Source organism: Streptomyces sp. NPDC044061 (assembly GCF_056434305.1).
The window spans coordinates 37,737-57,059 of record NZ_JBWKFL010000047.1 but is presented as its reverse complement, the minus strand read 5'-3'; the positions used below and the strand labels follow the sequence as shown (position 1 = coordinate 57,059).

General features: G+C 73.4%; 16 protein-coding genes and 1 pseudogene. 13 read left to right on the top strand and 4 right to left on the bottom strand.

The window, feature by feature from the left end:
• A pseudogene (locus AC07CM_RS42175) lies at window positions 1–153 on the top strand (flavodoxin-dependent (E)-4-hydroxy-3-methylbut-2-enyl-diphosphate synthase); the annotation flags it as partial.
• Between the two features lie 230 nt (window positions 154–383).
• On the top strand, window positions 384–1,232 hold the full coding sequence (locus tag AC07CM_RS42170) for a GNAT family N-acetyltransferase (RefSeq protein WP_478881842.1): 849 nt from the start codon (window positions 384–386) through the stop codon (window positions 1,230–1,232).
• Between the two features lie 60 nt (window positions 1,233–1,292).
• Here AC07CM_RS42170 and AC07CM_RS42165 read toward each other — a convergent pair whose 3' ends face one another.
• Window positions 1,293–2,330: a questin oxidase family protein gene (locus AC07CM_RS42165; RefSeq protein ID WP_478881841.1), complete on the bottom strand. Its 1,038-nt coding sequence runs from the start codon at window positions 2,328–2,330 to the stop codon at window positions 1,293–1,295.
• Between the two features lie 152 nt (window positions 2,331–2,482).
• Here AC07CM_RS42165 and AC07CM_RS42160 point away from each other — a divergent pair, with 152 nt between their 5' ends.
• Complete coding sequence (locus AC07CM_RS42160) at window positions 2,483–3,013, top strand: GNAT family N-acetyltransferase (RefSeq protein WP_478881840.1); 531 nt, start codon at window positions 2,483–2,485, stop codon at window positions 3,011–3,013.
• 74 nt (window positions 3,014–3,087) lie between these two features.
• On the top strand, window positions 3,088–4,791 hold the full coding sequence (locus AC07CM_RS42155; protein ID WP_478881839.1) for a proline--tRNA ligase: 1,704 nt from the start codon (window positions 3,088–3,090) through the stop codon (window positions 4,789–4,791).
• A gap of 130 nt (window positions 4,792–4,921) precedes the next feature.
• On the opposite strand, the gene AC07CM_RS42150 is transcribed toward AC07CM_RS42155, so the two are convergent.
• From AC07CM_RS42150 to AC07CM_RS42140, 3 genes are all read right to left on the bottom strand, one after another.
• A complete protein-coding gene (locus AC07CM_RS42150) occupies window positions 4,922–5,830 on the bottom strand; it encodes an aminoglycoside phosphotransferase family protein (protein ID WP_478881838.1) in 909 nt (302 codons plus the stop codon).
• Between the two features lie 80 nt (window positions 5,831–5,910).
• On the bottom strand, window positions 5,911–6,408 hold the full coding sequence (locus AC07CM_RS42145) for a ferritin-like domain-containing protein (protein WP_478881837.1): 498 nt from the start codon (window positions 6,406–6,408) through the stop codon (window positions 5,911–5,913).
• Entirely contained in the window at window positions 6,405–6,926 is a 522-nt protein-coding gene (locus tag AC07CM_RS42140; protein ID WP_478881836.1) for a hypothetical protein, read from the bottom strand. Before AC07CM_RS42140 ends, AC07CM_RS42145 begins: the two co-directional genes overlap by 4 nt.
• A gap of 218 nt (window positions 6,927–7,144) precedes the next feature.
• Between AC07CM_RS42140 and rimP the strand changes: the two genes are divergently transcribed.
• The 9 genes from rimP (at window position 7,145) to AC07CM_RS42095 (ending at window position 19,300) form a co-directional block, all read left to right on the top strand.
• Window positions 7,145–7,654, top strand: a complete 510-nt coding sequence (rimP, locus tag AC07CM_RS42135) for a ribosome maturation factor RimP (protein WP_478881835.1) — start codon at window positions 7,145–7,147, stop codon at window positions 7,652–7,654.
• Window positions 7,655–7,656: 2 nt separating this feature from the next.
• Window positions 7,657–8,655 carry a transcription termination factor NusA gene (gene nusA, locus AC07CM_RS42130; RefSeq protein WP_478881834.1) on the top strand — a complete coding sequence of 333 codons (999 nt, stop codon included), beginning with the start codon at window positions 7,657–7,659 and terminating at the stop codon, window positions 8,653–8,655.
• A gap of 101 nt (window positions 8,656–8,756) precedes the next feature.
• Window positions 8,757–9,038: a YlxR family protein gene (locus AC07CM_RS42125; protein WP_478881833.1), complete on the top strand. Its 282-nt coding sequence runs from the start codon at window positions 8,757–8,759 to the stop codon at window positions 9,036–9,038.
• A 165-nt stretch (window positions 9,039–9,203) separates the two neighbouring features.
• Window positions 9,204–12,296: a translation initiation factor IF-2 gene (gene infB, locus AC07CM_RS42120; RefSeq protein WP_478881832.1), complete on the top strand. Its 3,093-nt coding sequence runs from the start codon at window positions 9,204–9,206 to the stop codon at window positions 12,294–12,296.
• Between the two features lie 285 nt (window positions 12,297–12,581).
• The gene (locus tag AC07CM_RS42115; RefSeq protein ID WP_478881831.1) at window positions 12,582–12,875 is read left to right on the top strand and encodes a DUF503 domain-containing protein; all 294 of its coding nucleotides are present in this window, start codon (window positions 12,582–12,584) and stop codon (window positions 12,873–12,875) included.
• A 38-nt stretch (window positions 12,876–12,913) separates the two neighbouring features.
• Window positions 12,914–13,384, top strand: a complete 471-nt coding sequence (gene rbfA / locus AC07CM_RS42110) for a 30S ribosome-binding factor RbfA (protein ID WP_478881830.1) — start codon at window positions 12,914–12,916, stop codon at window positions 13,382–13,384.
• Window positions 13,381–14,286 (top strand): tRNA pseudouridine(55) synthase TruB, encoded by a 906-nt coding sequence (gene truB, locus AC07CM_RS42105; protein ID WP_478881829.1) that lies wholly within the window; start codon window positions 13,381–13,383, stop codon window positions 14,284–14,286. Before rbfA ends, truB begins: the two co-directional genes overlap by 4 nt.
• Window positions 14,287–14,553: 267 nt before the next feature.
• Window positions 14,554–18,081, top strand: coding sequence for a trypsin-like peptidase domain-containing protein (locus AC07CM_RS42100; RefSeq protein ID WP_478881828.1), 3,528 nt, complete (start codon window positions 14,554–14,556; stop codon window positions 18,079–18,081).
• 271 nt (window positions 18,082–18,352) lie between these two features.
• Complete coding sequence (locus tag AC07CM_RS42095) at window positions 18,353–19,300, top strand: bifunctional riboflavin kinase/FAD synthetase (RefSeq protein WP_478881827.1); 948 nt, start codon at window positions 18,353–18,355, stop codon at window positions 19,298–19,300.
• Window positions 19,301–19,323 lie beyond the last annotated feature (23 nt).

Sequence of the window (19,323 nt, the reverse complement as noted above, 5' to 3'; positions counted from 1 at the left end):
AAGGGCCAGATCTTCGTCAAGGGCGAGGTCATCAAGACCGTCCCCGAGTCCAAGATCGTGGAGACCCTCATCGAGGAGGCCATGAAGCTCGCCGAGCGCATGGAGGCGGAGGGCATCGCCTCGGGCGAGCCGTCGGTGTCGGTCGCGGGCTGACGGAACCTTCCGGCGCCGGGCGGCTTCGTCCGGCCGGTCCGGCGTTCGAGGCCGCGGTCCGTACGGGGCCGACGCGGGGGCTTGGGGGCGGCAGCCCGCGGAGGGAGGCGGCTCGGCGCGGGCCGCCCGGCAGCCCCCGGGCGAGCGGCAGCCGCCGCAGGGCGGCGTCGCTCAGCATCCGCAGGTACAGTGCGGAGATCAGCAGAACCCCCAGGGTGAGGCCCCGCTACGTGTTGACTCAGACCACCTCACGGGTGCTCGAACCGAGCGACCTGGACGCCGCGCTCGCTGTCCTGGACCGCGAGCCGGTCGCGAACGCCTTCGTGACCTCCCGGGTCCAGGTGGCGGGCCTCGACCCGTGGCGGCTCGGCGGCGAGATGTGGGGCTGGTACGAGGACGGCATGCTCACGTCCCTGTGCTACGCGGGCGCCAACCTGGTCCCGATCTGCGCGACCCCGAGGGCCGTACGGGCCTTCGCGGACAGGGCGAGAAGGGCCGGCCGACGCTGCTCCTCCATCGTCGGGCCCGCCGAGGCCACCGGCCGCCTGTGGCGCCTGCTCGAACCCCACTGGGGCCCCGCGCGTGAGGTCCGCTCGCACCAGCCCCTGATGGTCACCGGCCGCATGCCCGCCGACATCGCACCGGATCCCTACGTTCGCCGCATCCGCAAGGACGAGGTGGAGACGATCATGCCGGCGTGCGTGGCGATGTTCACCGAGGAGGTCGGTGTATCGCCGCTGGCCGGGGACGGTGGGCTGCTGTACCAGGCCCGGGTGGCCGAACTGGTCGGCTCCGGGCGCTCCTTCGCCCGCCTCGACGAGAACGGCAAGGTGGTCTTCAAGGCGGAGATCGGCGCGGCGACGTCCCAGGCCTGCCAGATCCAGGGCGTGTGGGTGGCCCCGGAGTACCGGGGCAGGGGCCTGGCGGCGCCCGGCATGGCCGCCGTACTGCGGTACGCCCTGGCGGACGTGGCCCCGATGGTCAGCCTCTACGTCAACGACTTCAACACGGCGGCGAGAAGGACGTACCGGCGCGTGGGCTTCCAGGAGGTCGGCGCCTTCATGAGCGTGCTGTTCTGACCGACGCCGACGCCGACGCCGATCGCGGTCCTGACGCCCGGCCCGGTGTCCGTCGCCCCCTCACAGCTCGTCGATCAGTGTCGCCGCGCGGGCCACGGATGCGAGTGCCTCGGGGCGGCCTGTGCGGTGGTGTACGTCCAGGCAGGTGTCGGCGAGCTTGATGACGTGCTCGTCGCCGTGCCGGGCGGCCAGCGCGAACGCCTCGTCCGCCGACGCGGGAGCGCCGGGCAGGCTGTCCGTGGGTGCGGGCACGGCCGGGCTGTAGGCCGCGGTGACGGCCGCAGTGGCCGCCCACGCCGCGTGCAGGCTCTCGACCCACTGGGTGCGGGGCAGCGCGGGCAGGGTGCGCAGCACCGCCATCGGCGCGGTCGCCGAGTGCACGAGCATGACCGCCGAGCCGTGCGCGTTCGGGAGATAGCGCAGGGCCGCGGCCGCCGTCAGGTCGGCCAGCAGCGCGCGGGCCTGTTCGGCGTCCGTGGCGGGCCTGAGCGCGGCCAGCGCGGTGGGCCAGCCGGCCGCGCCGGACAGCTGGTCGAGCCGGTGGTTGATGCCGCCGCTCTGGTCCGGGACCCGGGGGACCCCGGCGAGGGCGGACGCGGGATCGGCGGCGCCTGACGGCGGGACGACCGGCACCGGCTGCCAGCGCGCCGCCCAGTAGCCGAGGGACTGGGCGAACTCCGTCAGGCGCGTTGTGTCCTCGTGGTCCAGCAGGGCGTGGACCGCGTGGCCGGTCCTGATGACCCCGTGGGTGGCGCCGGCCGCGATGCCGGGCAGCAGCCGCGGCCACCACGTGCCCAGCACCGTGCGCCAGGGCCGCTCCCGCGCCTCCCGCTCGAAGTAGGTGAGCCAGTCCCCGAGCCGGCGCGGATCGCCGAGCGCCGCACGCCAGTCGTCCGCGGTGACGGGCGCCGTACCGCGCGGCAGCTCGTCCAGCCGGTCCATGTAGCGGTCGAGCCAGCGGTGGACCTGGTGCGCGTGCCCGTGCCGTACCAGCGCTTCCACGGCCATCGGGCCGTGGTTGCTCAGCCACCCCTCGAACTCCGGACCGCTCCGGTGGAGTCGTTCGTAGGCCTCGTCGAGCGTGCTGTCGGTGTCCATGACATGCGACGTTAGCCATGCGTGGCGGGTGTGCTCATCGGCCGCCGGGTCGAACCGTGCCCGTGCGCAGGGCCTAGGACCGCGGTCGTACCGGCCCGGGAGGGACGCCGGTGCCCGGCCGGGCACCGACACCTCCCCTGTACTCTCCCCGCATGGACGTCGTGATCGGCCCCCTGGACCTCTCAGCCCACGTCGACGAGGCCCTGGCGGTCCAGGCCCTCGCCTTCGGACTGGCTCCAGACGAGGTCGCCGTACGCCGCCAGATCGTCCAGCGTCACATGCAGTACCCGGGCGCCCGGGCCCTCGGCGCCACCAGCCGGGGCCGCCTGGTCGGGTTCGTCTACGGCATGCCCAACTCCCGCACCCACTGGTGGTCCACGGTCGTCGAGCCCTATCTGCGCGCCCGGGACAACGACTTCTGGCTGGACGACTCCTTCGTCATCACCGAGCTGCACGTCCACCCGGGCCACCAGAACCGCGGCATCGGCCGCCGTCTGATCACCATCATCACCGACGGCGCCGGCGAACCCCGCTCGATCCTCTCCGCGATCGACACCGACAGCCCCGCTCGCGGCCTCTATCACTCCCTCGGCTACGTCGACCTCGCGCGCCAGGTCCACTTCCCCAGCGCCCCCAAGCCGTACGCCGTGATGGGCGCCCCCCTGCCGCTGCGTCGGCGTTAACCGATTTCCACCGGCACAGTCGGCCCGGCTAACCTCCTATGCCATCACCCTTTCCCGGCAGGAGTACGAGAACCATGGCCAACGCACCGGTCCAGCGCATGTCCCAGTTGATGGCGAAGACGCTGCGCGACGACCCGGCGGACGCCGAGGTCCTCAGCCACAAGCTCCTCGTCCGCGCCGGCTACGTCCGCCGCACCGCCGCCGGCATCTGGAGCTGGCTGCCCCTGGGCAAGAAGGTCCTCGCCAACGTCGAGCGGATCGTCCGCGAGGAGATGGACGCCATCGGCGCGCAGGAGGTCTCGCTGCCCGCGCTGCTGCCGCGCGAGCCCTACGAGGCCACCGGCCGCTGGGACGAGTACGGCCAGGAGCTGTTCCGGCTCAAGGACCGCAAGGGCGGTGACTACCTCCTCGGCCCCACCCACGAGGAGATCTTCACCCTGCTGGTCAAGGACCAGTGCACGTCCTACAAGGACCTGCCCGTGATCCTGTACCAGATCCAGACCAAGTTCCGCGACGAGGCCCGGCCCCGCGCCGGCATCCTGCGCGGCCGCGAGTTCCTCATGAAGGACTCGTACTCCTTCGACCTGGACGACGAGGCCCTCGGCAAGTCCTACGCCCTGCACCGCGAGGCCTACCGGCGCACCTTCGAGCGCCTCGGCCTCGACTACCGCATCGTCGCCGCCACCGCCGGAGCGATGGGCGGCTCCAAGTCCGAGGAGTTCCTGGCCCCGGCCGAGGCCGGCGAGGACACCTTCGCGGACTGCCCGAACTGCGACTTCGCGGCGAACACCGAGGCAGTCGTCCACGAGCTCAAGCCGGTGGACGGCTCGGCCGTGCCCGCGCTCGAGGAGATCCCGACCCCCGACACCCCGACCATCGAGACCCTGGCCGCCTCCCTCGGCGTCCCCGCCTCCGCCACGCTGAAGAACCTGCTGGTGAAGGTGGACGGCGAGATCGTCGCCGTCGGCGTGCCCGGCGACCGTGAGGTGGACCTGGACAAGGTCGAGGCGCACTTCGCCCCGGCCACCGTCGAGATGGTCACCGAGGCGGACTTCGCCGGCCGTCCCGACCTGGTCCGCGGCTACGTCGGCCCGCAGGGCCTCGGCGAGAAGCTCACGTACATCGCCGACCCGCGCGTGGCCCCCGGCACCGCCTGGATCACCGGCGCCAACAAGGACCAGACCCACGCCAGGAACGTCGTCGCCGGCCGTGACTTCGACGTCGACGCGTACGTGGACGTCGTGGTGGTCCAGGAGGGCGACCCCTGCCCGAAGTGCGGCACCGGCCTGAAGCTGGACCGCGCCATCGAGATCGGCCACATCTTCCAGCTGGGCCGCAAGTACGCCGACGCCCTCAAGCTCGACGTCCTCGGCCAGAACGGCAAGCCGGTCCGCGTCACCATGGGCTCCTACGGCATCGGCGTCTCCCGCGCCGTCGCCGCCCTCGCCGAGCAGACCGCCGACGACAAGGGCCTGGTGTGGTCCAAGGAGGTCGCCCCGGCCGACGTGCACGTCGTCGCCGCCGGCAAGGCCCTGCAGACCGAGCTGGCGCTCGACGTCGCCGAGAAGCTGGCCGCCGCGGGCGTCCGGGTCCTGGTGGACGACCGGGCCGGGGTCTCCCCGGGCGTGAAGTTCACCGACGCCGAGCTGATCGGCGTACCGCAGATCCTGGTGGCCGGCCGCCGCTCCGGCGAGGGCGTGCTGGAGCTGAAGGACCGCAAGACCGGTGAGCGCGAGGAGCTGTCCGTCGAGGACGCGATCGCCCGCCTGACGGCGTAGCGGCGCCCGCCTGAAGACGCCCTCGGGAGAGCCCTCCCGAGGGCGTCGCCGCGTTGGCCGTGATGCGCCCGCGCACGCGCGCGGCGCGGACGTCGTCCACCGTCGAGCAGGGGGGCCGGTGGGAGGAGGGCTACAGCCAGCCGGCGAATTCCAGCAGCAGTTCCCCGTCCTTCGGGCGCCCCACGCGAAGCGCCCGTACGCCCGACTCCACCGCCCGGAACAGCGTCCACCCCCGCAGCCGCTCCAGATCCACCTCCAGCGACTCCGCGAGCCGCTTGATCCGGCGCCGGGTGGTGGCCGCCCCCGACGGCGTGGCGATCAGGTCCTCCACCCGGTCCCGCACCAGGCGCGCGAGGTCGAACGCGGACTCGCCGACCACCGGATCCGGTCCCACGGCCAGCCACGGCATCCGTTCCCCGCCGAGCACCTTGCTCTGCCGGAACGTGCCGTGCAGCAACCGCTGCTCCGGCGGCGAGGCCAGCAACTCCTCGCGCGCCGCGAGCGCCGCGTCCACCAACGGCGCCGCCTCCGGCTCGGCCAGAGCGCTCGCCCGCATCGCCTCCGCCTGCCGCCCGGTCCGCTCGGCCACCGTTTCGAACGCGTGGCCGCCCGGTGGCTCCACCCACAGCCGCCGCAGCGTCCCCGCCGCCTCCAGCAGCGCCTTCGCCTCCGGCAGCGACCGCACCGACACCTCCGGGTGCAGCCGCTCCAGCAGCAGCACCCCCTCCACGGTGTCCTCGGGATCCGTCTCCAGCAGCTGTACGGCGCCCAGGCCGGCCCAGTGCGCCAGCGCCGCCCGCTCGCTCTCCGGACGGGCCCGGGGCGGGGCCAGCTTCAGTACCGCCGGGGTGCCGTCCGCCCGCCGGACCAGCACCACCAGGCTGCTGCGCCCGCCCGGCACCTGAACCCGTTCCACGGTCAACTCGCGCCGGGCGACCGCTCGTTCGGCCGTCTCGGGCAGCCGCGCCAGCCAGTCGTCACCGGCCGGCGCCGTCTCACCGAGCGCCCGCACCAGCCGCTGCGGCGGTTCGAAAGCCATGCGCGAGTCGTTCCCTTCTTCCTGTGCCTTCCTGGCTCTGCCGTACGGGCGGCCGGGCGCTCACGTCGCCGGCCGTGCCGTCACCGCGTCGGGGACGCCGAGGCACGCGGTCCGGCCGCGCCCGTGTCGTCACCGGCCCGCTCGGCGAGCCCAGGGAAGGCTACGCCTGCCCCGCTCCAGCGCACCGCCCGCACCGCGGCCTCGCGCAGCGCCCCGGCGGCCGCGCCGCGCCGCTCACCGGTCGTCGCCCGCACCAGGTCCGAGTACACATCGGCCACCCGCTCCTCGAGCTGGGCGGCCAGCCGCACCGCGGAGGCCGTGTCCGGCACCTGGAACGGCAGCGCGTACGCGGCGCTCGCGGCGACCGGCACACCGCCCAGGTCGCGCACCTCGCGCACCAGCGCGTCCCGGCGTGCCCGGTGCGCGTCGTACGCCGCCCGTGCCTCGGCCCGCCGCGGCCCACCGATCCGGCCGCCGACGACGCCGTACCCGTACACGGCCGCGTGCTCCGCCGCCAGTGCCGCCTGCAGCGCGGTCAACTCGGCCTCACGGTCGGCGTTCTGGTCCTCGTCGCTCACTTGGCCCCCTCCGTCAGCAGGTACGCGTGCGCCGCCCCGGCCGCGGCCACGGACGCCATCAGCCGGGCCAGTTCGCCCGGCACCTCCAGCAGGGCCTTCGCCCGCCGGTCGGCTAGGCCGCGCTCGGCGGCGGCGAGATCGGCGAGGGCGTCCTTCTCGGCGGCGGGCACGGCCGGCGGGGACGCCGTGGAGGCCGTCGAGGCCGTGGGGGTCGGGGACTTGGTGGCCGCGGCGCCGCCGAACGCCTTCGCCTGCGCCGCTACCTCGGCGCGCAGTGGCCGCAGCCGCTCCGCCAGCGCCGGATGGACGGCGAGCACGGCGTCGTAGCGCTCTGCGAGCGCCGCGCTGTCGCGGGCCGCACCCGCGCGTGCCCGCTCGCTCACCGACGGGCCGCCACCGCCGTCCCGGGAGTCCGGACCGGCCGAACAGCCCGCCAGCAGGGCGGACCCGGCGGCCGAGGCGAGCAGGGATCTTCTGCGCGGCCCCGAGGGGGTACGCGGCGGCGGGGGGTACGGCACTGCAGACGTCCTCGGGGCACTCGTACGAAAGGAACAAATGAAAGAAGAACATTCAACGGGCGGCACGCCCGTGATCACCGTACCCGCGCGCCCCGCGCACACCACTCACCGGCACCGCGCGTACACAGGTGGACGGCAACACTCCCCTCGACCGGATACCCTTTGACCAGACGCGCGACCCATCCCACAACAGCACACGCGGCCGAGGAGTCACCCGGATGAGCACCACCCAGAGCGAGAGGCTGCGAGAGCTGCTGGAACCGCTCGTCACCTCTCAGGGGCTGGATCTCGAAGAGATCGCTGTGGACTCCGTCGGACGCAAGCGGGTGCTGCGGGTGGTCGTCGACTCCGACACCGGTGCGGATCTGGACGCGATCGCCGATGTGAGCCGTGCGCTCTCGGCGAAGCTCGACGAGACCGACGCGATGGGTGACGCCGCGTACGACCTGGAGGTCGGAACCCCCGGCGCGGAGCGCTCCCTCACCGAGCACCGGCACTACGTGCGCGCCACCGACCGGCTCGTGAAGTTCCAGCTGGCCGAGGACGGCGAACTGGTCGCGCGGATCCTGAAGGTCGACGACGAGGGCATCGACGTCGAGGTGCCCGGGGTCAAGGGCCGCAAGGCCACCGGCCGCAGACTCGGCTTCCCGGAGATCGAGAAGGCGCGCGTGCAGGTCGAGTTCAACCGCAAGGACAAGAAGGACATGACGGAAGAGGAGGAGGCGTAGCCGTGGACATCGACATGAGCGCCCTGCGGGGCTTGGTTCGGGAGAAGGAGATCTCCTTCGACCTGCTGGTCGAGGCGATCGAGTCGGCCCTCCTCATCGCCTATCACCGCACCGAGGGAAGCCGCCGGCACGCGCGCGTGGAGCTCAACCGGGAAACCGGACATGTGACCGTGTGGGCGAAGGAGGACCCCGAGGACCTCGAGGAGGGCCAGGAGCCCCGCGAGTTCGACGACACCCCGTCCGGGTTCGGCCGGATCGCCGCCACCACCGCCAAGCAGGTGATCCTGCAGCGGCTGCGCGACGCCGAGGACGACGCCACGCTCGGCGAGTACGCGGGGCGTGAGGGAGACATCGTCACCGGAGTGGTCCAGCAGGGCCGCGACCCGAAGAACGTGCTCGTGGACATCGGCAAGCTCGAGGCCATCCTGCCCGTGCAGGAGCAGGTGCCGGGCGAGACCTACCCGCACGGCATGCGACTGCGCAGTTACGTCGTCCGGGTCGCCAAGGGCGTCCGGGGTCCCTCCGTGACCCTCTCGCGCACGCACCCGAACCTGGTGAAGAAGCTCTTCGCCCTGGAAGTGCCGGAGATCGCCGACGGCTCCGTCGAGATCGCGGCCATCGCCCGCGAGGCCGGTCACCGCACCAAGATCGCCGTACGGTCCACCCGTTCGGGCCTGAACGCCAAGGGCGCCTGCATCGGCCCGATGGGCGGCCGGGTGCGCAACGTGATGGGCGAGCTGAACGGCGAGAAGATCGACATCGTCGACTGGTCGGACGACCCGGCCGAGATGGTGGCGAACGCGCTGTCACCCGCCCGGGTGAGCAAGGTGGAGGTCGTGGACATGGCCTCCCGCTCCGCCCGGGTGACCGTGCCGGACTACCAGCTTTCGCTGGCGATCGGCAAGGAAGGGCAGAACGCCCGGCTCGCGGCCCGGCTCACCGGCTGGCGGATCGACATCCGTCCGGACACCGAGCAGGCCGGGGAGCGTGCCGGGGAATAGATCTCGGCCGTGCGGCGCTGAGATCACGTCAGCCTGAAGCAGGCAACTGTTCGACTTTTCCCCCAAACGGGTGGGGTCGGTACGGGGAGGTAGACTAAGAGGTGTCTGGCCGGACGCATGCCCGCGTATGCCCTGAACGCACCTGTGTGGGGTGCAGGCGGCGAGCGGCCAAGGACGATCTGCTGCGCACCGTGGCGGACCAGGAACACTGCGTTCCTGATCCTCGCGGTACGCTGCCCGGCCGGGGTGCCTACGTACACCCCGACCCGGTCTGTCTCGACCAGGCGGTACGTCGCCGGGCGTTCCCGAGGGCGTTGCGCGTCCCTGGGCCGCTCGACATAAAGGCGTTGCGCCGGTACGTCGAGCAGACAGACAGTTGCTGAACAGGCAACACGGTAAGAAAGCAAGCCGTACGGAACCTCCTGTACGGCCTGGTACCTCGCGAGTCGAAAGCAGGTCGAGATTGCGATGAGCACTCGATGAGTACGCGATGAGTACGCCCATGAACTAGCGACGGTCCGGCTTCACCCGGACCTCAAAGGAGCGAAGTGGCTAAGGTCCGGGTCTACGAACTCGCCAAGGAGTTCGGCGTTGAGAGCAAGGTCGTCATGGCCAAGCTCCAGGAACTCGGTGAATTCGTCCGTTCGGCGTCTTCGACGATCGAAGCGCCCGTTGTACGCAAGCTGACCGACGCCTTCCAGGGCGGTGGGTCCGGCAAGTCCGCCGGCAAGCCCGCCCCGCGCAAGGCCGCCCCCAGGCCCGCCGCGCCCTCTCCGGCGCAGGCGGCCCGTCCGGCTACCCCCAAGCCGGCTGCCCCCAAGCCTCCGACGGCTCCCGCGGCCCAGCAGCCCGCTGCGCCGTCGGCTCCCTCGGCGCCCGCACCGGCCCAGGGTCCGCGTCCGGTTCCGGGTCCCAAGCCCGCGCCGCGTCCGGCCCCGGCCGCCCCGGAGTTCACCGCTCCGCCGGCTCCGGCCGCGCAGACCCCGCAGGCTCCGGCCGCGCAGGGCCCGCAGGCTCCGTCCGGGCAGGGCCCGCGTCCCGGCGCCCGTCCGGGTGCTCCCAAGCCCGGTGGCCGTCCGGCTCCCGGTCAGGGCCAGGCGTCCCGTCCGGGTCAGGGTGGTCCGCGCTCCGGTGGCCAGGCCCCGCGTCCGGGTGCCCGTCCCGCCGGTCCGCGTCCGGGTAACAACCCCTTCACCTCCGGTGGCTCCACCGGCATGGCCCGTCCGCAGGCCCCGCGCCCGCAGGGCGGACCTCGTCCCGGTGGTCCCGGTGGCCCCGGCGCCGGTCCCCGTCCGCAGGCACCCGGTCAGCAGGGTGGCGGTCCGCGTCCGCAGGCTCCGGGCGGTTCCCGTCCGTCGCCGTCCGGTATGCCCCGTCCGCAGGGCGGTCCGCGTCCCGGCCCGGCCGGTCCGCGTCCGAACCCCGGCATGATGCCGCAGCGTCCCGCTGCCGGCCCGCGTCCCGGTGGCGGTGGCCCCGGCGGCCGCGGCCCCGGTGGTGGCGGCGGCGGCCGTCCGGGTGGCGGCGGCGGTCGTCCGGGTGGCGGCGGCTTCGCCGGTCGTCCGGGTGGCGGCGGTGGCGGCTTCGCCGGTCGTCCCGGTGGTCCCGGTGGCGGTGGCGGCGGCTTCGCCGGCCGTCCGGGCGGTCCCGGTGGTGGCGGCGGTGGCCGTCCCGGCTTCGGTGGCCGTCCCGGTGGTCCCGGTGGCCGCGGTGGCACGCAGGGCGCCTTCGGCCGTCCCGGTGGTCCCGCGCGTCGTGGCCGCAAGTCGAAGCGGCAGAGGCGCCAGGAGTACGAGGCCATGCAGGCCCCGAGCGTCGGCGGCGTGATGCTGCCGCGTGGCAACGGCGAGACCATCCGTCTCTCCCGCGGCGCGTCGCTCACCGACTTCGCGGAGAAGATCAACGCCAACCCGGCGTCCCTCGTCGCGGTCATGATGAACCTCGGCGAGATGGTCACCGCGACGCAGTCCGTCTCCGACGAGACGCTGCAGCTCCTCGCCGGCGAGATGAACTACGCGGTTCAGATCGTCAGCCCCGAGGAGGAGGACCGCGAGCTGCTCGAGTCCTTCGACATCGAGTTCGGCGAGGACGAGGGCGACGAGGAGGACCTGGTGGTCCGTCCGCCGGTCGTCACCGTCATGGGTCACGTCGACCACGGTAAGACCCGACTCCTCGACGCCATCCGCAAGACGAACGTCATCGCGGGCGAGGCCGGCGGCATCACCCAGCACATCGGTGCCTACCAGGTCTCGACCGAGGTCAACGCCGAAGAGCGCAAGATCACCTTCATCGACACCCCGGGTCACGAGGCGTTCACCGCCATGCGTGCCCGTGGTGCGAAGTCGACCGACATCGCGATCCTGGTGGTCGCGGCCAACGACGGCGTCATGCCGCAGACGGTCGAGGCGCTCAACCACGCCAAGGCGGCCGACGTCCCGATCGTCGTCGCGGTCAACAAGATCGACGTCGAGGGCGCCGACCCGACCAAGGTGCGCGGTCAGCTGACCGAGTACGGGCTGGTGGCCGAGGAGTACGGCGGCGACACCATGTTCGTCGACATCTCCGCCAAGCAGGGTCTGCACATCGACAGCCTCCTCGAGGCCGTCGTCCTCACCGCCGACGCCTCGCTCGACCTGCGGGCCAACCCGGCCCAGGACGCGCAGGGCATCTCGATCGAGTCCCGTCTCGACCGCGGCCGCGGTGCCGTGGCGACGGTCCTCGTCCAGCGAGGCACGCTGCGGGTCGGCGACACGATGGTCGTGGGCGACGCCTACGGCCGAGTGCGCGCCATGCTCGACGACAACGGCAACAACGTCGCCGAGGCGGGCCCGTCGACGCCGGTCCAGGTCCTGGGCCTGACCAACGTCCCGGGTGCGGGCGACAACTTCCTGGTGGTCGACGAGGACCGTACGGCCCGTCAGATCGCCGAGAAGCGTGCCGCCCGTGAGCGCAACGCCGCGTTCGCCAAGCGCACGCGCCGCGTCTCTCTCGAGGACCTGGACAAGGTGCTCAAGGCCGGCGAGATCCAGCAGCTCAACCTCATCATCAAGGGTGACGCCTCTGGTTCCGTCGAGGCGCTCGAGTCCTCCCTGCTCCAGCTGGACGTCGGCGAAGAGGTCGACATCCGTGTCCTGCACCGCGGCGTCGGTGCGGTCACGGAGTCGGACATCGACCTGGCGATGGGCTCCGACGCCATCGTGATCGGCTTCAACGTCCGCGCGGCCGGCCGCGCGGCGCAGATGGCCGAGCGCGAGGGCGTGGACGTCCGGTACTACTCGGTCATCTACCAGGCGATCGAGGAGATCGAGGCGGCCCTCAAGGGCATGCTCAAGCCGGAGTACGAAGAGGTCGAGCTCGGTACTGCGGAGATCCGCGAGGTCTTCAAGTCGTCCAAGCTGGGCAACATCGCGGGTGTCCTCATCCGCTCGGGCGAGGTCAAGCGCAACACCAAGGCGCGCCTCATCCGCGACGGCAAGGTCGTCGCGGAGAGCCTCACCATCTCCGGTCTTCGTCGCTTCAAGGACGACGTCACCGAGATCCGCGAAGGCTTCGAGGGTGGTATCAACCTCGGAAACTTCAACGACATCAAGGTCGACGACGTCATCGCGACGTACGAGATGCGGGAGAAGCCGCGGGTGTAACGCCCCGGTTCGCTGCTGGCCGACGGAACCCCGGTTCCGTCGGCCAGCGCCCCTTTTCCCACCCGTCCGCCCGACTCGGCTGACAGGGTGCCTGTCGGCCGACCGAGAGAGGTGGGTGGGAAACCGGGGGTCCGGGGGCGTAGCCCCCGGGCAGCGGCTGCAGCCGACGGTGCCCCGTAAACCCTGTCGAGCCACTGGCAGGTACGCGGTACCGTTCTTGATGTCCCCGGCCCACACGGACCCGGGGCCATCGATCCCGTACCGGCGGGTGAACCGGTTACACACATGTACGTGGGGACTCTGTCCTTCGACCTCCTCCTCGGCGACGTCCACTCGCTGAAGGAGAAGCGCTCCGTCGTCCGCCCGATCGTCACCGAACTCCAGCGGAAGTACTCCGTGAGCGCGGCCGAGGTGGACCACATGGATCTCCACCGGCGGGCGATCATCGGCCTCGCCATGGTTTCCGGCGACGCGGCGCACCTCACCGACGTACTGGACCGGTGCGAACGGCTGGTCGCCGGCCGCCCCGAAGTGGAGCTGCTGTCCGTGCGACGGCGCTTCCACGGCGACGACGACTGACCACAGAACGAGAAGAAGAAAGAACGGGAGACGGACCAGTGGCCGACAACGCGCGGGCGAAAAGGCTGGCGGACCTCATCCGGGAGGTGGTGGCCCAGAAGCTGCAGCGCGGGATCAAGGACCCGCGGCTCGGCTCGCACGTCACCATCACGGACACCCGGGTCACGGGTGACCTGCGGGAGGCGACCGTCTTCTACACGGTCTACGGGGACGAGGAGGAGCGGAAGGCCGCGGCCGCCGGCCTGGAGAGCGCCAAGGGCATCCTGCGCTCCGAGGTGGGCCGCGCGGCGGGCGTGAAGTTCACGCCGACCCTCACCTTCGTCGCGGACGCCCTCCCGGACACCGCCCGGACCATCGAGGACCTCCTCGACAAGGCACGGCAGTCCGACGCGAAGGTCCGCGAGGCCTCGGCGGGCGCGGCGTACGCGGGCGGCGCGGACCCGTACCGCAAGCCGGCCGACGACGAGGCCGCCGACACGACCGAGACGGACGGCGACGCCGCGGAATGACCCAGAAGCACACCACGCCCGACGGCCTCGTCATCGTCGACAAGCCGTCGGGCTTCACTTCGCACGACGTGGTCGCCAAGATGCGCGGCATCGCGCGCACGCGTCGCGTCGGCCACGCCGGCACCCTCGACCCGATGGCGACCGGCGTCCTCGTCCTCGGTGTGGAGCGCGCCACCAAGCTCCTCGGGCATCTCGCCCTGACCGAGAAGGAGTACCTGGGCACCATCCGCCTGGGCCAGAACACCCTCACCGACGACGCCGAGGGGGAGATCCGCTCCTCCACCGACGCGTCGAGGGTGACACGGGACGCCATCGACGCCGGCATCGCCAAGCTGACCGGCGACATCCTTCAGGTACCGTCCAAGGTCAGCGCCATCAAGATCGACGGCGTACGGTCGTACAAGCGGGCCCGCGAGGGCGAGGACTTCGAGATCCCCGCCCGGCCGGTGACCGTCTCCTCGTTCAGCGTGTACGACGTCCGGGACGCCGTCGCCGAGGACGGAACCGCCGTGCTCGACCTGGTGGTCTCGGTGGTCTGCTCCTCCGGCACCTACATCCGCGCCCTCGCCCGCGACCTGGGCGCCGACCTGGGCGTCGGCGGCCATCTGACCGCGCTGCGCCGGACGCGCGTCGGGCCGTACAAGCTGGACTCCGCGAAGACGCTCGACCAGCTCCAGGAGGAGCTGACCGTGATGCCGATCGCCGACGCCGCCGCTGCCGCGTTCCCACGCTGGGACGTGGAAGCCAGGCGCTCCCGGCTGCTGCTCAACGGGGTCCGGCTGGAGATCCCCGAGGAGTACGCGGGCGCCGGCCCCGTAGCCGTGTTCGGCCCCGAGGGCCGTCTGCTCGCGCTGGTCGAGGAGCACAAGGGCAAGGCGAAGAGCCTGGCCGTCTTCGGCTGACCGGGAACCGCACCCGGACGCCACGGGTACCTGCCCGTGGAGCGGCGGCCACGGGGTACTGCCACTGCCGCCGCTCCACGGCCCCCCCTCGGTTCCCCCACCCCTAGGGTGTATCCAGCCGCTCCCGCCTATTCACCCGACCGGGCAGGCGCTCGGAGTGAAGCGGGGGAGCGGAAGGGGGCGCTTTCGTCCCGCGCGCTGTCCCGCTGATCACCACGTGCCTACCGTCGAGGTGAGGACAGGTGTGCGGGGCGGGGAGGTACGGCCATGGCGGGACGGGGCGGCGACGGGAACCGTACCGGCGTCTTCGACCACGTCCGGGACGAGTGCCGCACGGACGGCGCGCCCCCTGCCCACGACACGGCTCGCACGGACGTCCTCGTGCGGATCCACGACCTGGCCGGCCGCCCCCGCGGGGTCGGTTTCCTCGCCGACCACCACGGCACGCTCCTCACCAGCCACGAGGCCGTGGACGGACTCGCGCGGCTGGTCCTGCACGCCACCGGGGACCGCACCTGCGTGGTCGACGCCGACGCGGTCGTCCCGCTGCCGGCGCTGGACCTGGCCCTGGTGCGCACCGAGGGCCTGGACGTGCGGCCGCTGCCGCTGACCGTCCGCGAGCGGGTCGAGGCCGGTACCTACCTCCGCGTGGCCGCCGGCTGCTGGCGCGAGGCGCGGGTGCTGGCCGCCACCCAGGTCACGTACACCGCCACCGACCGCTTCCGTCTCATCGACGACGCCCTGGAGCTGGCCATCGGCACGGCGGGCCAGGACGCGCTCCGGCTCGGCGGGGGCGCCGCCGGAGGACCGGTGCTGGACGCGGCCACGGGTGCGGTGGTCGGGGTGCTCGGCAGCGCCCTGCACACCGCCCGGCGCGACTCCGGCTTCGCCGTGCCCCTGCGGCCCGCCGACGGCCCTCTCGCCGAGCTGCTCGCCCGCAACGCGGCCACCGTGCCCGCGTACGGCGCCGACCTCAACCTCGCGGGCGTCCTGGAGCTGACCGCCACCTCGGTGGGCCGGGACGGCCCGCCGGGCGCCCTCGCCGCATCCGCCGAGGCCGCCGGTCCGGGTTCGGTGCGACCCGTCGAACGAGTCGGCGTGGTGCGGGAGTTGTCCGCCTTCGCCGCCGGTGACCGCTGCGTGCTCGGTCTCGTCGGCGCCCCGGGAACCGGTCGTACGACGGAACTCGCGGCCCTTGCCGCCCGTCGCGCCCGGGCCGAGCGGCCCACGCCCACGCTGTGGCTGCGCGGCGCCGACCTGAAGGCCACGGACGACTCCGTGGCCGACGCGGCCCGCCGCGCCCTGCGGCGCGCCGGCCGGATCGTCGCCGCAGACCGCTCCGTGCACCATGCCGACCTCGGCGACCTCACGCCCGCGCGGGTCGCCCGCCTCGCCGAACAGTCCGGCCGCCCGCTGCTGCTCCTGCTCGACGGCCCCGAGGAGATGCCGCCCGCACTCGCCCGGCGGCTCCGGGCGTGGACCAGCGAGACGGCCACGTGGCTCCGCGAGACCGGGGCGCGGCTGGTGGTGGCCTGCCGGGAGGAGCACTGGGAGCGCGCCGGGGCCGAGTTCCCGGCGGACCTGCTCCATGTGCCGGAGAGCGGAGGGAGTGCCCTTCCGCCGTGCGTGCCGCTCGCCGGCCTCACCGAGGACGAGGCCCGCCGGGCCCGCGCCCGCCACGGCATCCCCGACGGTGCGCTCGCCGACCGCGACGCCCGGCACCCGCTCACCCTGCGCCTCCTCTCCGAGGTCCGCGCCGCACTCCCGGACGAGGAGCCGGGCCGTCCCGTCGACCGGCACGAGGTCATCGCCGCCCACCTCGACCTGATGTGCCTGCACGTCGCCGTCCGCCTGGCCGCCGAGAACGGACTGCGCGGCACGGCCGTACGACGGCTCGCCGCCCGGGTGGCCGGGCAGGTGCACGAGGCCGCCCGGCGCAGCCTCGGCCCCGGCCAGGGCGAGCTCGACCGGACCTCCTTCGAGACGCTGTTCCCGTGGGGGACCGCACCGGCCCGGCTCGGCGGTGGGACCGGCTGGGCCTCCGCCGTGCTCACCGAGGGACTCCTGGTCCCGGCAGGCAGCGGCTACCGCTTCGCCCACGAGGAGCTGGCCGACTGGATCCAGGGCACCCACCTCGACCTCGACGAGGCCCTGCGCGCCCTGGTCCACGACCCCCACAGCCCGCCCCGAGCCCAGCCGCTCCCCGTCCCGCACCACCGCGTCGGCCCGGTCGTCCAGGCCCTGCTCCTCCTCGGCCGCCAGCAGGGCGCCGGCCAACTCTCCGACCGCCTGCGCGCGTTGACGGACGCCCTGGAGCTGGAACCCACCTCCTGGTGGGCCGCCCGGCTGCTCGCCCGCACCCTGCTCCAGGTCCCCGACGCGACGCCGTACACCGAGGTCCTCGGCCTCCTCGCCGACCGTGTCGTCGCCTGGCGTCAGGAACGGCGGCCCGTACCGGCCGAGTTCGGCCCGCCCTTCTGGACCGGCCTTCCCCTGCCGGACGGCGAGCGTTGCGCGCTGCTGCGCCGACTGGTCATGGCCGACGCGGCACCGCAGGAGACGGGCGACCGGTGCGAGGGCGCCCGCGGCCGGTATCTCGACGCCGTCGCCCGGCTGCTCGCCGCCGCTCCCGCCGCCGTACAGCCGCACCTCACCCGGTGGTTCGACGACGAGCGGCCGTTGCCCGCGACCCCGCACGCCACCGTGGCGACCGCCGCGCAGGCGCTGCTGCACACGCACCGGCACGGTGCCCTGGACGACCTCACCGAGGTGCTCGTGCTCAGCGCCCACCCCAGGGCCGACGAGCTGCTCGCCGTCCTCGCCGAGGACGAGCCCTCGGCCGTCTGCCGGGCCGTCGACCGCTGGGCGCACGACGACCGCCCCGCCCGCCGGACGGCGGCGCTGACGTTCGGCCTGAGCGCGGCCCCGCACGCCCGCTCGGCGGCCGACCGCGAACTGCTGCGCTACGCCGCCCTCGCCCTGCTCGCCCGCCCCGCCGACCGCGCCCTGCACGGCGGCGCCCTCGCCCTCCTGATCCGCGACCCGCGGACCCGCGAGCGGTATCTCGGCGAAGCCCTGCGCCACTTCGCCGACGGCGACCCGCAGCTCCCGCCCGCCGTCCTCGTGCCGGTCCTCGCCACCGACCCCGAACCGGTCCTGGAGGCATTCCGCGCCCGCCTGCGGCGCGGCGGCCCGGACGCCGCGGAGACCCTCCGCACGCTCGCCGACGTCACCACCCCGGCCCTCGCCCACCGGGTCGCCACCCTGGTCCGGGAGGCGGTGGCGCTGCGGCCGGACACCGCCGGGCACACGGCCGCGTACGTCGACCGCCTCCTCGACCACGGCACCGCCGCCCGCTCCGTCCTGCTGCCGCTGGTCACGGCCCTCCTCGACGGCGGGTGCGAGCGGGTCCGGGCGGCCCTCGCCAACGTGCTCGCCGCCCCCGGCGCCCCGGGCTCCCGCCTCCTGCGCCGCGAGCTGCTGGACCTCCTGCTCGACCGCGAGCGGGACCCGGACGTCCTGGACGCCGTCCTGCACGCGGCGGCCCCCCACGGCGACGGCCGGGACGAGGAACTGCGCGCCCTGGTCCACCGCACCGGCCTGCTCCTCGTACGCACCCCCGACGGCGCCACCCGCTTCGACTGGAGCCTGGTCGTGCTGTCCCGGCACGTGCCCGGATTCGCCGCCCGCATGGCCCGCTGGCTCGGCGAGACCCCTCAGGACTGGGCCGCGGTGGTGGGCCCCAGCGCCCACCGCATGATCGAGAACCTGGCAGGGGTGCGGGTGGCCGTCTGAGCCGCGGCCGCGTCGGGCCGGCGCGCGCGTACCGGCCCGGGTTCCGCCCCGAACGTGCGCCCGACCGGCCCGGGTTCCGCCCCGAACGTGCGCCCGACCGGCCCGGGGCGCCGCCCCGAACGTGCGCCCGGCCGGCCCGGAGCTCAGCGCCGAACGTGCGCCCGGTCACAGCCCCCATGCCGATGCGGGCCCGGGGCACCCGGCATGGCACCCTTAGACCTGCACAAGAGGTCAACGGTAGACACGGACACGGGTTCGAGGAGCGGTCACAGTGCAGCGCTGGCGTGGCTTGGAGGACATCCCCCAGGACTGGGGGCGCAGCGTCGTCACCATCGGTTCCTACGACGGCGTCCACCGCGGCCACCAGCTGATCATCAAGCACGCCGTGGACCGCGCGCGCGAGCTGGGCGTCCCGGCCGTCGTCGTCACCTTCGACCCGCACCCCAGCGAGGTCGTCCGCCCCGGCAGCCACCCGCCCCTGCTCGCCGCGCACCACCGCCGCGCCGAGCTGATGGCCGAGCTGGGCGTCGACGCCGTGCTCATCCTGCCTTTCACCACCGAGTTCTCGAAGCTGTCGCCCGCCGATTTCGTCGTCAAGGTCCTGGTCGACAAGCTGCACGCCAAGGCGGTCGTCGAGGGCCCGAACTTCCGCTTCGGCCACAAGGCGGCCGGCAACGTGGAGTTCCTCGTCGAGCAAGGCAAGATCTACGACTTCGAGGTGGAGGTCGTGGACCTGTACGTCACCGGTGAGGCGGGCGGCGGCGAGCCGTTCTCCTCGACGATGACCCGGCGCCTGGTCGCCGAGGGTGACGTGGCCGGTGCCCGCGAGATCCTCGGCCGCCCGCACCGCGTGGAGGGCGTGGTCGTCCGCGGCGCCCAGCGCGGCCGCGAGCTGGGCTTCCCGACGGCCAACGTCGAGACGCTCCCGCACACCGCGATCCCCGCCGACGGGGTGTACGCCGGCTACCTGCACGCGCAGGGCGAGATCATGCCCGCCGCGATCTCCGTCGGCACCAACCCGCAGTTCGACGGCACCGAGCGCACGGTGGAGGCGTACGCCATCGACCGCGTCGGCCTCGACCTGTACGGCCTGCACGTCGCCGTCGACTTCCTGGCCTATGTGCGCGGCCAGGCGAAGTTCGACTCGCTGGAGGCCCTGCTGGAGCAGATGGCCGAGGACGTGAAGCAGTGCCGGGAGATCGTCGCGGCGGACGCGTAGCCGCGGCGGTGTCCCCCGGAGAC

Excerpts from the sequence above, each read along its gene's own strand:
- AC07CM_RS42165 (WP_478881841.1), bottom strand. The coding sequence starts at position 2,330 with ATGGACACCGACAGCACGCTCGACGAGGCCTACGAACGACTCCACCGG.
- AC07CM_RS42160 (WP_478881840.1), top strand. The coding sequence starts at position 2,483 with ATGGACGTCGTGATCGGCCCCCTGGACCTCTCAGCCCACGTCGACGAG.
- AC07CM_RS42155 (WP_478881839.1), top strand. The coding sequence starts at position 3,088 with ATGGCCAACGCACCGGTCCAGCGCATGTCCCAGTTGATGGCGAAGACG.
- AC07CM_RS42150 (WP_478881838.1), bottom strand. The coding sequence starts at position 5,830 with ATGGCTTTCGAACCGCCGCAGCGGCTGGTGCGGGCGCTCGGTGAGACG.
- rimP (WP_478881835.1), top strand. The coding sequence starts at position 7,145 with ATGAGCACCACCCAGAGCGAGAGGCTGCGAGAGCTGCTGGAACCGCTC.
- AC07CM_RS42115 (WP_478881831.1), top strand. The coding sequence starts at position 12,582 with ATGTACGTGGGGACTCTGTCCTTCGACCTCCTCCTCGGCGACGTCCAC.
- truB (WP_478881829.1), top strand. The coding sequence starts at position 13,381 with ATGACCCAGAAGCACACCACGCCCGACGGCCTCGTCATCGTCGACAAG.
- AC07CM_RS42100 (WP_478881828.1), top strand. The coding sequence starts at position 14,554 with ATGGCGGGACGGGGCGGCGACGGGAACCGTACCGGCGTCTTCGACCAC.